The following is a 14,443-nucleotide window of genomic DNA, read 5'->3' on the forward strand; positions in this document are numbered from 1 at the left end:
GCCCACCGACGACGGACATGTGGAAGCCTGTTTTCCTCTGGGGAATCGGTCCGTCTCGGGTTCTTCTCCGTGCCAAGCACCTACGAAGGACGTACACCTGCGGTCGGGTCGACAGACGGCGTCGACAGGTTGAAGAGGTGACCCCATGGTTTTTCTCGGCGTGGACATCGGCGGAACCACCATCCGAGCCGTACTCACCGATGCCCAAAGTTCTTTGGTCGGAAGGGGATTGGCCCGCGGCGGCAATGTGCGTTCCTCTCCGGGTGATCTGGCCGGTCATCTGACGCGGGCGCTGCGGGAATGTCTCGACACCGGGCCGATGCACACCCGGCCGGAACAGGTGTGCATCGGGTCGGCCGGTGCTGGTCCGGCCCGCCGCGACGAGGTCGCCGGAGCGATCCGCCGGGCGTGTGCCGCCGTCGGTCTGAAGGTCGCCGAGCAGCCGTCTGACCCGGATACACGCTCTTTCTCCCTGGTCACAGACCTGGAAATCGCTTTCCGCGCGGCCGCTCACAGCCCGGACGGGCTCGTCCTGATCGCGGGAACGGGCGCGGTGGCCGCCTCGATCCGTGGGTGGAAGCTGCACGACCGACGGGACGGCCTGGGCTGGCTCCTGGGCGACACCGGGTCAGGGGTCTGGTTGGGGCGGCGGGTGTTACGCGCTGTCGCCGCCGACCTGGATCGGGGCGGGGCACCGACGGCGATGACCGGGGCCGTCTTACGGCAGCTGTCGCTCAACCCGGAGGCCGGCCGCGAACAGGTCGACCCACAACAGTTGATCCGGGCGGTCGACGAGCTACGCCCCGCCGAATGGGGACAGTTCGCGCAGGTCGCCCTGAACCTGGCCGGGCAGGACGAACAGGCCACGGTGATCGTGGACCGGGCCGGGCAAGCCTTGGCAACGACCTTGGCCGCCGTCGGACCTGTGGGCGTGGCCGGGGGCTCGGAGGCGATCGACGATGTCGACCACCGTGAGACTCCGGTGATCTTCGCCGGCGGGCTGCTCGCGTCGGGTCCGCTGCGTCACCGGGTGGGCGCGGGATATCCGCAGGCGGTCTTCGTCCCCCATCCGGTCGTCGGCGCCTGCGCGGCGGCGGCCGCTGCGGCAGGCGTCGAGCTGGACCGAGCAGCCCTGGCCCGGGCGATGGAGTGAACACCGGCGCCGTGGGCGGCGCCGTGGGGGACGACGTGGGCAGCGACGATGCGACCATCGACGAAGTCGCTGGTCGGACACGTGATTCATCGTGGCCTACTTCGTCGACACCTACATCAGGCTGAATTCCTGAGAGCTCCTTCCCGATCCGCTGGAGGCCTGCTCCATCCGCTGGAAGCCTGTTCCATCAACTGGAAGCCTGTTCCATCAACTGGAGGCCGTTTTGAATACGGCCGGTAGTGTCCGAAACAGGCTTCCAGTCACCCAGGAAGAGTCAGGACACGCGAAGAGGGTCGTCCGACCCCCTGGATCGGGCGACCCTCCGAGAAACGAGCGGCGGCACCGCCGACGGTCAGGCCTCCCTCAACCCGAGACGTCCCGGCAAGACAACCGCTCTCAACGCGAAACCGGCTCCGACGGCCCGCTGGTGGCCCACAGCGCCCAGGCCACGAACGCCGGCTGCACCAGCAACCGGACCAACCGTTTGTTGTCGTCGTCCAGACCGAAAGTGTCCTTGCGTTCCATGTACTGCCAGACATTCGCCGGGAACACCCCGACGAAGAAAGCCGCTGCCGTCCGACCCACCACACGCTGCTGGGACGGCAGCGCGATCAATGCAGCGCCCTGAGCGATCTCCGCGACCCCGGAGGCCACGACGGTGCGGTCCTTGTCCGCAGGGAACCAATCAGGCACGATCTCGGCGAATTCGGCGCGCTTAGCACCCAGGTGACTCAGACCTGCCCGAATGAGCAGCGCTCCGAGTGCAACCCGACCGACCGTCCTGGCGGTGAACTTCATGAGTGATGTCATCTCCTCGTCCGGGCCCGCGCGTGATGCCGTGACGACGTGCCCGGGCCACGGGCCCACGAACGGACAACGAACCGCCGGCCTGATCAGCTCCCAGAGCCGTGAACAGTGATCAGGCGTTCGGCGGCAGCTCCGTCCCGACACCACGGCGACGCACCTGAACACTCGGCGGCTCCGAACCCACCGTGACCGGCACCGGCCCGGAGACCGGCTGCCTGCTGGGGCAGTCCTTCGGCGGCTCGACGACCGCAGCCTCTTCCCCGCCGTGCCCGTGCCCGTGCCCGTCGCCATGGGAATGTCCGCCACCGCCACCACAGCCGCCCGACCCACCGCATGAACCCGAGCCGCCACAGCCGCCGCCCTCAGCGCTGCCACAGGTCTGCCCGACCACGTGAGCATGCCCCTCGGCAACCCCGTGCACCTGACCGTGCGCCGCCGCCGCAGCCGCCTCCAAGATCTCCTCCGGCGTACCACCGCCCTCGATGGTGAACCCCAGATCGGCGATCATCTGCAGGTCAGCCGCACCGGCCTGGCCCTCCGAGGTGAGATAGTCGCCCAGGAAGATCGAGTTCGAGATCTCCAAGGCCAACGGCTGCAAGGAACGCAAGTGGTACTCGCGCCCGGCAGCAGCCCGCACCTCCGTGTCCGGGTGCACGAAACGCACCATCGCGAGGATCCGCAGACAACGCTGCGGGGTGAGCGCCAGATGCCCCTGCAACGGAGTGCCCTCGAAAGGCAGCAGGAAGTTCACCGGCACCGAATCCGCGCCGATCTCCCGCAGCGCGAAGACCACCTCGATGAGCTGCTCGTCGCTCTCCCCCATGCCGGCGATCAACCCCGAGCAGGCCGACAATCCACCGGCGTGCGCCGCCTCGACCGTGGCCTCCCGGTCGGCGTAGGTGTGCGTGGAGCAGATCTCCTCGTACGCCGACTCGGCGGTGTTCAAGTTGTGGTTGTACGCATCGGCCCCGGCCTCGTGCAGGCGGCGAGCCTGATCCTGGGTGACGAAACCGAGGCAGGCACACACCTCCACCTCGGGGTTGTCGGCCTTGATGCCCTCGATGATCCCCGCGACCTTCTCGACCTCACGGTTGCTCGGGCCTCGGCCGGACGCGACGAGACACACCCGCCGGGCGCCACCGGCGACACCGGCCGCAGCCGCCGCGGAGGCCTCGTCCTTCCCCAGCCAGCTGTACTTGAGAACACCGGCCTCCGAGCCGAGCGACTGGCTGCAGTAGTGGCAGTCCTCCGGGCACATGCCGCTCTTGAGGTTGATCAGGTAGTTCAGCTTCATCCGACGTCCGAAATGCTTGCGACGCACCTGGGAAGCCGCCGCGACCAAGGACATCAGGTCGTCGTCCCCGCTGGCCAGGACGGCCATGGCCTGTGCACGGGTGATCGATCGACCGGCGAGCCCGGCCTTGACCATCGCTGGGAGATCCAGCACGGACCCGCCGTCCTGCGGGTCAGCAGCCTCAGGGGTGCCGGTCGCCTCGGTCACATCAAGGGTGGTCATGGTGCTCACCTTTCGTCGGCGGTCGCCGGGATGCGGCGGTCCGGGTGTCGGTTCATGCCAGTGCCTGCCGTACGTCGGACCGTGCGGGGAGGTCGATATAGGTCAACGGGACGCCTCCAGCGGCTTCCTGTACCCGTTCAGGAGACGCACCCACCCCGGAAGGAACGGTGAAAAGAATTGGTGCATCACAGAATTCACTGATTTCTTCAAGATTGCAGCGCTCGGCGAGATGGTCCGGACCGGCCAAAGACTCCGCATCGGTCACCGCCCCGATCACCAATCCGCTCAGATCATGACCCCGGCCCCGGATCGCCCGACAGGTCAACGCGCTGTGGTTCAACGTCCCCAGCCCGGCCCGAGCCACCACCACGAAACCCGTCGGCACCCCCCGGCACCGCAAAGCATCCGCCAGCTCCAACAGGCCACGCCCCGCGTCGTCCAGACCCACCAGGACACCCCCGGCGCCCTCGACCAGCACCGAATCATGCGCCCGTGCCAGATCAGCGATCCGCCGAGCGTGCTCGGTCACCGCCGGAAGCGCGATCCCCGCCCGGCGACCCGCCGTCGACGGCGCCAACGGCTCCGGAAGACGGACGTACTCATGACAGACCCCGGCCGGGAGACCCGCCAGCCGCTCCACCACCTGGACGTCACCGTCCAAGGACTCCGGAGCCAGCCCCGTCTGCGCCGGTTTCACCACGGCCAGACCGACACCCCGGCGGTGCAGCGCCGCAGCCAACACCGCCGTCACCACCGACTTGCCCACATCGGTGTCCGTCCCGGTGACGATCGTGACACCGCTCCACAGACTCGGGGAACCAGCCACCCGAGGAGTCATGACGTCCTCCCCGCCAAAGCCTCGACCACCGCGCGCATGCCGTGCGCGATCGTCACCAGGTCCGACTCGTCCGCCACATAAGGCGGCATCGCGTACACCAGATTCCGGAACGGCCTCAACCACACGCCGTTCTCCACCGCAGTCCGCAAAGCCAATGGCATGTCCAGAGGAACCGTCAGCTCGATCGCCGCCGTCGCCCCCAGGACCCGCACGTCACCGACCGGGGAGCCCGGCTCACCGGCGCTCTCCGCCAAGGGCGCCAGCTCCCGGCTCAACACATGAGCAGCCTGACCCACCAGCGGCTCCCACGCCCCATCGGCCAACAGGCCCAAGGACGCCAAGGACACCGCGCTGGCCAGCGGATTACCCATGAACGTCGGGCCGTGCATCAACGCCCCGAACGGCCCCCGTCCGATCTCCGCAGCGATCTCGTCCCGGGCGAGCACCGCAGCCTGAGTCAGGTATCCGCCGGTCAGCGCCTTTCCGACGACCAGGACGTCCGGAACGACCTGCGCCCATTCACAGGCGAACAGCCGCCCCGTCCGGCCGAAACCGGTCGCGATCTCGTCCGCGATCAACAACAGCTCGTACTCGTCGGCCAGCTCCCGCAACACCGACAGCGCCGCCGGTGCCCAGGACCACATGCCCCCTGCGCCCTGCAGGATCGGCTCCACCACGATCGCCGCCAGCACATCCCGATGACCATGGACCAGCTCCCGGGCCTGCACCGCCCATTCGACCATCTCCGGGTCGTCCGGGGCCGTGGTGAACGACGGCGGACGCGGCAGGAAGAGCTGGGCCGGGATGCTGTCGGCAAAAGCTGCGTGCATCCCGCCCTCGGGATCACACACACTCATCGCGCCCAAGGTGTCCCCGTGATAGCCACCGCGCAGCGCAGCGATCTTCGTCCGTGCCGACCCGGTATCGGCCGCAGCCCCCCGCGCGGAACGGGTCAAGGCCAACTGACGGGCCAGCTTCAGCCCGACCTCCATCGCGACACTGCCCGAATCGGCCAGGAAGACCCGGTTCAGACCAGCTGGCGCCATCTCCACCAAGGCCTCGGCCAGGGCCACCGCAGGCTCGTGGGTCAACCCGCCGAACATGACATGGCTGAACCGGCCCGCCTGAGCGAGGAGTGCCTCGTCCAGCACCGGGTTGCGGTAGCCGTGGATGGCACACCACCAGGAGGACATCCCGTCGACGACGTCGTAGGTGCTTCGTCCGTCGCTGAGCGTGAGGCGGGTTCCGGACGCAGAGTTCACGGCGTACAGCGGCCCCGGATCGATGGTGGAGGCGTAGGGATGCCACACCCTGGTGCGGTCGCGGACGACCAGGTCCACGGCTGTGGGGTCAGCGGATACCGAGGCGGATCGGTCGTGCATGCCGCGGACAATACCAGCCGAATTGAACCATGTTCAGGAGACGAACGTCCCAGAATGCCCGATCATCCCGCCCGGTGGAGATACTCGTCGATCACATCTTGACGGCATGGTCCCCCAAGGCGGAGAGCACCGCCTCAGCGAGCAACTGATGACCCGCCGGGCCCGGATGCTCCCCGTCCGGAGCCAACAGGTCGGTGGTGTCCTGGGTGCCATCTCCCTTGAAAGCGGCATAGGCGTCGGCGTACAACGCCTGATGATCGGCGGCACTCTGCGCAATCATCTGGTTGACCCACTTCGTGAGGCTGTTACTACCCGCGACGAACTCCGGCCCGTGCGCGCGACCGACCTCGCCATCGGCGTAGACATTCCAGTAACCCAGCACGACGACCTGGGCTCCGGGCCGCTGTTGCAAGGCCTTCACCTTGGTGAGGATCGCGTCCAGATTGGCACGCATCGACTTGGCCGTGTCGGCATAACAGGACGACGCCGCGGCATCACGGCACTCGGCCAGGAAGGCGTTGTCCGCTTCTTCGGAGAAGTCGTTCGCCCCGATCCCCACGACGACGAGGTCGGACTCCCTGATCTTCTTCTGAGCCTCCTCCTCGGCGAGCTGATCGAGGACGTCCTGGGAGAAGGCCCCCGGATAAGCCTCATTGGCGATGTCGACCGGACGTCCGTACCGGTCACCGAGCCGGTGGGAAACCATGTCGACGTAGTTCATGCATTCACAGGCGAAACCGGAGGCGACCGAGTCCCCCAGACCGACGACCTTCAACGAGCCCCCCGGATTGCCCGGATCTGGCGCGAAAGGCACCGGCAAGGCGCCTGGCTTCGGCATGACGGGGACCGCCACCGAAGGTGCGTGCGGAGCAGACTGGCCGGCTTCGGGGTTGGCCGTGGGCGGATCGACCGGGGTCTCCGGCTGACCCGGAGTCACCGGGTCGGCAGGCGCACTGGGTGGGGCGGCCGAGGGCATCTCCACATCCCGGTGGCCGGCGAGCGCCTCCGCAGCGAATTTCAACGGTTCGCGTCCCTGTTGCACTTCTTCTGCGGCGAAGATGCCTCCGGCGAGCGCGCCGAGGCCGACCACGGTGGCGAGGGCGAGACGGGCGGCCGAGTGTGGTGCCGAGGTCGAGCGGCGGGATCCACGGTGTGCGCCTGCGGTCCGACGACGGGCACGGGTCATGAGGGAAGAGTCCCGGGTGAAACTGTCAACGACGGTCTCTTTTCTGTGTGCCGACTGTGGATGGCTGTTCGAGCGGTCCCGCATGTGCGCCTTATCGGCACATCGTGACTCATCCCAACCTTGAGGCTCATTCAAGTCCGAATACCTCCGTCATGGCATAACCGTCCACCGACGAAAAACCGAAAACACCACCAAAAACACGAAGTTACAGCGAGATTCACCTACCGTCTGAATCGGGCGCTCTCCGCACCCGTTTGTTCCGAGTTCATCGAGCATCCTCGACCAGGAGCATCGCATGACCATCGATCCGCGTCTGCCCGTCTCTCATACTCAGCGGACGGTCTTCCGGTTGGCCACTTTGACCACTCTGATGGCAGTCGTGATGGGCTCGGTCGTCTGCGCGACTGAGTCCGGGGCTGCGTGTCCTACCTGGCCGGGCTGTCATCCTGGGCAGATCGCTCCTCGGCCGGATGATCTGAATCCGCTGATCGAGTTCGCTCATCGGATCGTGGCGATCGCGGCGGGTCCGCTCATCCTTGCGGCTGCTGGGTTGTCCTTGCAACATCATCGGCGGGAGGCTCTTGTCCGGGTGTTGCCTTGGGTGGCTTTGGTCGGGGCGATCGCGGCTGCGCTCTTCGGTCGGCGGGTCGTTCTGCATGGGTTGCCGCCGGTGTTGAGTGTTCTCGATCTGGGGTTGTCGTTGATGGCGTTGATCGCCATCACCACGGCGACGGTTGCGGTGAACAATTCTCCGTATCTGACCGTCCGTCGTCGCACGGCTCTGTGGGGGTGGGCCGGGTTGGCGGTGCTGCTGGTCATGCACACGTCTGGGGTTCTGGTGGCGGGGACGGGGTCGTTCACCCGGTGTATGGGGTGGCCGATCTGGCGGTTGATCGACACCGATGGGCTTCCTGCGGTGCAGGTGGGGCGGATCGTGTTGGCGGCAGTGGCAACCGTGTTGATCTTGGCTGTCGTCATCAGTGGGCGTGACCGGGCGGATCTGCGGCCGTGGTCGGTAGCGCTCGTGCTGGCTTGGATGGTGGAACTCGTCACCGGTGTGGTCATGGGTGGGCAGCGGTTGAGTTCGGGTGGTGCTGCTCTGTATTCCACGGCGGCGGTGGTCATCCTCTGGACGCTCACCGTCATCACGGCGAAGGCGACGGTGGCGCCGGTTTCCGTGTCGGAGGGAGAGCCTGCGCCGGACGTGTGGGGTCGTCCGCGCATCATGTTCGGCTGATCTCGGCGAGTTATACCGGATACCGGAAATTTTCGGTTGAGCTGGTGTGGCGGGGTGGTCCCGTCCGCCGCACCGGGCTGCCTCTCGTCCGTCCCGCGCGTGTTCTTCTCGCTGTGGGCGGGGCGGCTCTGCCAGCCTGCTACTGAATGTCCGCCCGTGCCGGTGATCCCGTCGTCGCCGGCCGTCGACATCGGAGCCAAGGAGCTGCCTCGCCATGACCGAAGCCTTCCTCGTCGGCGGAACCCGCACCCCTGTCGGGCGGTACGGTGGCGCGTTGGCCTCGGTCCGTCCTGACGATCTCGCTGCGCTGGTCGTGGCCGAAGATCTGCGGCGTACCGGCGTCGATCCGGCTGCGGTCGACGAGGTCGTTCTGGGCAATGCCAACGGTGCTGGCGAGGAAAATCGCAATATCGCCCGGATGGCGTGGCTGCTCGCCGGCCTTCCCGAGTCGGTCTCCGGGATCACCGTGAATCGGTTGTGTGCCTCCGGGATGTCGGCTATTGCCCTGGCTGCCGACATGGTCCGGGCGGGTTCGGCCGATCTCGTGGTCGCCGGTGGCGTCGAGTCGATGTCTCGTGCGCCGTGGGTCCTGGCCAAGCCCGAAGCTCCTTATGCGAAACCTGGAGAGATCGTCGATACGTCGATCGGCTGGCGGTTCGTGAACCCGCGTTTCCTCGACGGTGAACTGGCGAGGAATGGCACCATGACGTATTCGATGCCGCAGACCGCCGAGGAACTCGCCGCTCTGGACCGCATCAGCCGGGCCGATGCCGATGCTTTCGCGTTGCGCAGTCATCGGCGGGCCTTGTCCGCTGTCGAGGCAGGGCGATTCGCCGCCGAGATCGTCCCGGTGGATGTCCCCGGTCGGAAGGGTGCCGTCACCACGGTCGGTGTCGACGAAGGCCCCCGGGACAGCTCTCCGGAGGCGCTGGCCGCGCTGCGCCCCGTCGTCCGACCGGATGGCGTCGTCACCGCAGGTAACGCCAGTTCGCTCAACGACGGCGCATCTGCGGTGCTCGTCGCTTCCGAGCGGGCGTTGCACGCTCACCGGTTGACTCCCCGGGCCCGGGTCGTGGCCTCCGCGACGGCGGGTGTTCCGCCGCAGATCATGGGGATCGGTCCGGTCCCGGCCACCCGTAAGGCTCTCGACCGGGCCGGATGGCAGTTGCAGGATGTGGGCGCCGTCGAACTGAACGAGGCCTTTGCCACGCAGTCGCTGGCCTGTCTGCGCAGGCTCGGGATCGCCGATGACGATCCACGGGTGAATGCCGATGGCGGGGCCATCGCCTTAGGCCACCCGCTGGGCAGCTCAGGGGCACGGATCACGGTGACCCTGCTCGGCCGGATGGAACGAGAAGGTGCTCGTCGCGGGCTGGCCACCATGTGTGTCGGTGTCGGGCAGGGCATGGCACTTCTGCTCGAACGGGTGTGACCGGGATGGGTCGCGCTCCGCCCTTTCCCACGTCTGCCCGATCACCCGTACGAAAGGTTCCTCGATGAGTTCACTTCCGACCCGTGTCGGTGTCCTCGGCGGCGGCACGATGGGTGTGGGCATCGCCCATGCCTTCCTGATCAAGGGGTGTGAGGTCGTCGTCGTCGAACGTGATCCGGCAGCGGCGGCGGTGACCGGGCAACGCATCGATAAGGCCTTGTTCGCCTCGGTGGAACGGGGCGTCCTGGACAATGCGGAGCCGTGCACCGAGGCGGTTTCGCTGACCACCGACATCGCCGATCTGGGCGGGTGCGGCCTGGTGGTCGAGGCGGTCCCGGAGGTCATGGAGGTCAAGGTCGAAGCGCTCCGTGCGGCCGAAGCCGCGCTCACGCCAGAGGCATTCCTGGCCTCGAACACCAGTTCCTTGTCGATCAGTGAGCTCGCTGAGCGGTTGGACCGGCCGTCCTCTTTCTGCGGTCTGCACTTCTTCAACCCGGTGCCTTCCAGTTCACTGGTCGAGATCGTGGTCGGGGCCCGTACCCGCCCTGAGCTCACCGAGGCCGCCCGAGACTGGGTGTCCGGCTTGGGCAAGTCCGCGATCGTGGTGACCGATGCGCCGGGCTTCGCGTCGAGCAGGCTGGGGGTGCAGCTGGCTCTGGAAGCGATGCGGATGCTCGAAGAAGGCGTGGCCAGCGCAGCCGACATCGATCGGGCGATGGAACAGGGGTACAAGCATCCGGTCGGCCCTCTGCGCACCACCGACATCGTCGGCCTGGACGTCCGCCTGGGCATCGCCGACTACCTGCATTCGACCCTGGGCGAACGTTTCGCGCCGCCGCAGATCCTGCGGGACAAGGTCGCTGCCGGGGAGCTCGGCAGGAAGACCGGGAAAGGTTTCTACGACTGGTGAGTCCCCGCCCGGGCCCGCCTGACGCTCGACCGCGCCACAGATGCTCGACCGCACCCCAGCACGTCGTACCACGACCCGAAGGGACTCCCTGTGATGACTGCGACCGACGCCCCCACGATCACGACCGTTCCCAGCTATGTGGGCGACCGGTGGTGGACCCCCACCGCTGGTGACCTGCAGGACGTGCGTGATGCGTCGACCGGTGAGGTGATCGCCCGGGTCGGTTGCGACGGCCTGGACGTCGCCGCCGTGGTCGAGCATGCCCGTACGGTCGGCCGCAGCAGCCTGGGCGGGATGACCCTGCACGAGCGGGCCCTGGTGATGAAGGAGTTGGCGCTCTTCCTGTCCGGCCCCGGGTGCAAGGAGCGCCTCTACGATCTGTCCTTCGCGACCGGTGCCACCAAGGTCGACAACGTCATCGACGTCGACGGCGGCATCGGGGTGCTCTTCACGATGTCGTCGAAGGGCCGCCGTGAAATGCCCAATTCGAATGTGGTCCTCGACGGTCCGGTCGAGATGCTGTCCAAGGACGGCAGTTTCCTCGGCACCCACGTGTACACCCGTATCCCGGGCGTGCTCGTGCAGATCAACGCCTTCAACTTCCCGATCTGGGGAATGTTGGAGAAGTTCGCGCCGGCGTTCATCGCCGGGGTGCCCTCCATCGTGAAACCCGCCGCACAGACCGGTTACGTCGCCGAGGCGGCGGTGCGGCTGATGTTGGGGTCGGGGCTGCTACCGGAAGGTTCGTTGCAGCTGGTCAGCGGCGGCACAGTGGATTTCCTGGACCATCTGGACCATCGGGATGCCGTGCAGTTCACCGGGTCGGCGGCGGTGGCGCACCGGTTGCGCGCCCACCGGCAGGTCGTCGAGGGTGGGGTGCGTCTCACCACCGAGGCCGACTCGTTGAATGCGGCGATCCTCGCCCCGGACGCCACCCCGGACACCCCGGAGTTCGCCGCCTTCGTGAAGTCCGTGGCCGTGGAGATGACGGCCAAGGCCGGGCAGAAGTGCACCGCCGTACGGCGGGTGATCGTGCCGGCCGACCAGGTGGGCCCGGTCACCGAGGCGGTCGGGGTCGCACTGGCGAAACGGGTGGTGGGCGACCCTCGCACCGAGGGCACCACGATGGGAGCGCTGGTCAGTGACGAACAGTGGCAGGTGACGACCGAACGGGCACGACGGATGGCCCAGGCCGGCGGTGAACTGGCGTGGGGTTCGTTCGAGGAGGACACCGAAACCCCGGGGGCCTTCATGTCGCCGAAGCTCTTCCGTTGGGCCGATGCCACCTCGACGGTACTGCACTCGGTGGAGGCCTTCGGGCCGGTCAGCGGCATCGTCGGCTACACCGACCTGGACGAGGCGATCGACCTGGCGGCCCGCGGTGGTGGTTCGCTCGTGGCGACGGTGTGCACGAACGACCGGGACATCGCCCGGCGTCTGGTGCTCGGCATCGCCGCCCATCACGGCCGGGTGCTCACCTTGAATCGGGAGGACGCGAAGACCTCCACGGGGCACGGTTCCCCGATGCCGACGTTGACCCACGGCGGGCCGGGCCGGGCCGGAGGCGGGGAGGAGCTCGGCGGTCGACGCGCCATCCTGCACACGATGCAGCGCACCGCCCTCCAGGGTTCGCCCAATATGCTCACCGCGATCACCGGGGTGTGGCATCCGGGCTCGGACCGGCGGTGCGCGGGCGACCCGGCGTACGGCGGCGTCGAAGGCGAGATCCATCCTTTCCGGAAGTCGTTGGAACAGCTTCGGATCGGCGATGCGTACGCGTCACCGCTGCGGGAGGTGTCCTTGGCGGCGATCTCGGCGTTCGCGCAGGAGAGCGGCGACACCTTCTATGCGCACACCGATGAGGCCGCTGCGGCGGCGAATCCTTTCTTCCCGGGGATCGTGGCGCACGGCTATCTGCTGGTGAGCTGGGCGGCCGGGCTCTTCGTCAACCCCGATCCGGGTCCGGTGCTGGCCAATTACGGCTTGGACAACCTGCGTTTCATCACCCCGGTCGCCGCCGGGGACTCGATGCGGGTCACGTTGACCGCCAAACGGATCACCCCGCGGGTCACCGACGAGTACGGCGAGGTCGCTTGGGACACCGTCATCCACAACCAGCACGACGAGATCGTGGCGACGTACGACGTGTTGACCTTGGTCGCCAAGACCTGGCCCCCACCCCCGTCCGACAACTGACCACCCCGCACCCCCCAACCCTTGGCCCCCGGGCCCCGGGCCCTACCCCCGTTCCCCCCACTGCCAGCCCCTACCCCCAGCGATCCCCTAGCCCTGGCCCACCCCCGCTTCCCTACCCTCGTTCCCCCCACTGCCAGCCCCTACCCCCGACTGCCGGACGTGATGGAACAGGGCACCAAGCGATCCCCTAGCCCTGGCCCACCCCCGCTTCCCCCCACTGCCAGCCCCTACCCCCGACTGCCGGACGTGATGGAACAGGGCACCAGTCGAGCAAAGTGGCTGGCAGTGGGGGTCGAGCGCAGCCTCATGTCCACAGGGGTGGCTGGCAGTGGGGGTCGAGCGCAGCCTCATGTCCACAGGGGTGGCTGTGCAGAGCAGTGTGCACAGGGTCAGAGTGGTGGGTACCCGGGTGAGAAGCACATGGTCCCAAGCTGGGCGCATGTCCGACGGTCTGCTCAGCCTGCTCACCCATCGGGGCGATCGTCCCCGCGCCCGACTCCTCGCCCAAGGATTCACCGAAGCCGACATCGCAGCAGCGGTCCGGCATGGCGACATCGTCCGGGTCGCTCGAGGGATGTACGGCGTGCCCCGCCCCGGCTCCACCCCCGAAGAACGCCACGTCAGACTGGCCGCAGCGATGGCACGCCGATTCGCCGGTACGGCAGTGCTCAGCCACCACAGCGCATTGGCCACGGCCGGCCTTCCGTTGCACGGCGTACCCTTCGATGTCGCCCACCTGACCTCGGTGCGGAGCCGTCACTATCGACGGCGTACCGACCATGTGCTGCACGCCGCCGATTTCTCCTCCCAGGACGCCCTCGTCACCCTGCAGCATGGCGCGTCCTGGGCCTGCCCACCTGGGTTGCTCGTGGAGCTCTGCCCCGGCAGGCACGACACCCCCGGCAGGCACGACGAGCACAGCGGGTACGACGAGCACAGCCGACACGACGACCCCAGCGGGCATGATGTTCTGCCCCGGGTGGGGATCGGTGCAGCTCTGGTGCAGACCGGGCTGCGGTGGGGCGCCCAAGCGCTGCTCCCCAGTGCTGACGCCGCGCTGCGCCGTGGCCTGGTGTCCGAGCAGGAACTCGCCGAAGCGGTGGCCGGTTACGCGCGCAGCCCCGGCATGACCCAGGTACGCCGAGCCGTCGCAGCGGTGGATCCGTTGTCGGAGTCGGTCGGGGAGACTCTGCTGCGCTGGCAGATGACCTGCCTGGGTTTCCCGATGCGCTCGCAGGTCGAGGCGGGGTGTCCGGGGCGGCGCTATCGTCTCGACCTGGTGATCGAGGGCACGGGGGTGGCATTGGAGTTCGACGGGATGACGAAGTACGGACTGGACGATGCGGCCATGTCCGTTCAACAGCGGGGTGCGCTGCTTCGGGCGGAGAAGTCCCGTGACGAGAATCTTCGTCGTCGTGGCTGGTATGTCATCCATGTCACCTGGCCGGAGCTCTTCCGCCCCACGCTCCTCGCCGGCCGACTCCCCGTCCCCTTCCCACCCCAACCATCCAGTCACCAACCGCTCTCCCACACACCCTCCCCAACCACCCCATCATCGACTCGCACAAGCTCCCCGCGCTCCGCCCCAGCCCCTCCTCGACTGACACCCCATTTACTCGACTGACGCCGTGTTCGATCCCGGGCTGGAGTCGAGGAAACGTGCTGGCAGTCGGCTCGACCAGACTGGCAGTCGGCTCGACCAGAAAAGATCCTTCGACAGTGGAATGAGAAACGTCCTTCCGGGTAGAAGCGCACCATACGGATCCTCGTGACCGGCGCAACCGGA

The 14,443-nt window shown here is 67.6% G+C and carries 11 protein-coding genes; 6 read left to right on the top strand and 5 right to left on the bottom strand.

Annotated elements, in window-relative coordinates; genetic code table 11:
* Window positions 1–145: 145 nt before the first annotated feature.
* Window positions 146–1,153: an N-acetylglucosamine kinase gene (locus DX923_RS14800; RefSeq protein ID WP_116115864.1), complete on the top strand. Its 1,008-nt coding sequence runs from the start codon at window positions 146–148 to the stop codon at window positions 1,151–1,153.
* A gap of 396 nt (window positions 1,154–1,549) precedes the next feature.
* On the opposite strand, the gene DX923_RS14805 is transcribed toward DX923_RS14800, so the two are convergent.
* The 5 genes from DX923_RS14805 to DX923_RS14825 all read right to left on the bottom strand — a co-directional run bounded on the left by DX923_RS14805 (window position 1,550) and on the right by DX923_RS14825 (window position 6,882).
* Window positions 1,550–1,963, bottom strand: a complete 414-nt coding sequence (locus DX923_RS14805; protein WP_116115865.1) for a DoxX family protein — start codon at window positions 1,961–1,963, stop codon at window positions 1,550–1,552.
* A 109-nt stretch (window positions 1,964–2,072) separates the two neighbouring features.
* Window positions 2,073–3,389 (bottom strand): biotin synthase BioB, encoded by a 1,317-nt coding sequence (bioB, locus tag DX923_RS14810; protein WP_116116368.1) that lies wholly within the window; start codon window positions 3,387–3,389, stop codon window positions 2,073–2,075.
* Window positions 3,390–3,528: 139 nt separating this feature from the next.
* Window positions 3,529–4,314, bottom strand: coding sequence for a dethiobiotin synthase (bioD, locus tag DX923_RS14815; protein WP_116115866.1), 786 nt, complete (start codon window positions 4,312–4,314; stop codon window positions 3,529–3,531).
* Window positions 4,311–5,696 carry an adenosylmethionine--8-amino-7-oxononanoate transaminase gene (bioA, locus tag DX923_RS14820; protein WP_205413059.1) on the bottom strand — a complete coding sequence of 462 codons (1,386 nt, stop codon included), beginning with the start codon at window positions 5,694–5,696 and terminating at the stop codon, window positions 4,311–4,313. Before bioA ends, bioD begins: the two co-directional genes overlap by 4 nt.
* 91 nt (window positions 5,697–5,787) lie before the next feature.
* Window positions 5,788–6,882: an SGNH/GDSL hydrolase family protein gene (locus tag DX923_RS14825; protein WP_162873044.1), complete on the bottom strand. Its 1,095-nt coding sequence runs from the start codon at window positions 6,880–6,882 to the stop codon at window positions 5,788–5,790.
* 295 nt (window positions 6,883–7,177) lie between these two features.
* On the opposite strand from DX923_RS14825, the gene DX923_RS14830 reads away from it, so the two are divergent.
* From DX923_RS14830 to DX923_RS14850, 5 genes are all read left to right on the top strand, one after another.
* The gene (locus DX923_RS14830; protein WP_116115868.1) at window positions 7,178–8,119 is read left to right on the top strand and encodes a COX15/CtaA family protein; all 942 of its coding nucleotides are present in this window, start codon (window positions 7,178–7,180) and stop codon (window positions 8,117–8,119) included.
* Between the two features lie 214 nt (window positions 8,120–8,333).
* The gene (locus DX923_RS14835) at window positions 8,334–9,551 is read left to right on the top strand and encodes an acetyl-CoA C-acyltransferase (RefSeq protein WP_116115869.1); all 1,218 of its coding nucleotides are present in this window, start codon (window positions 8,334–8,336) and stop codon (window positions 9,549–9,551) included.
* Between the two features lie 64 nt (window positions 9,552–9,615).
* Entirely contained in the window at window positions 9,616–10,461 is an 846-nt protein-coding gene (locus DX923_RS14840) for a 3-hydroxyacyl-CoA dehydrogenase family protein (RefSeq protein ID WP_116115870.1), read from the top strand.
* Between the two features lie 93 nt (window positions 10,462–10,554).
* Entirely contained in the window at window positions 10,555–12,657 is a 2,103-nt protein-coding gene (gene paaZ, locus DX923_RS14845) for a phenylacetic acid degradation bifunctional protein PaaZ (protein ID WP_116115871.1), read from the top strand.
* 439 nt (window positions 12,658–13,096) lie between these two features.
* The gene (locus DX923_RS14850; RefSeq protein ID WP_116115872.1) at window positions 13,097–14,281 is read left to right on the top strand and encodes a hypothetical protein; all 1,185 of its coding nucleotides are present in this window, start codon (window positions 13,097–13,099) and stop codon (window positions 14,279–14,281) included.
* Window positions 14,282–14,443 lie beyond the last annotated feature (162 nt).

The organism is Austwickia chelonae (genome assembly GCF_003391095.1).
GTDB lineage: Bacteria > Actinomycetota > Actinomycetes > Actinomycetales > Dermatophilaceae > Austwickia > Austwickia chelonae_A.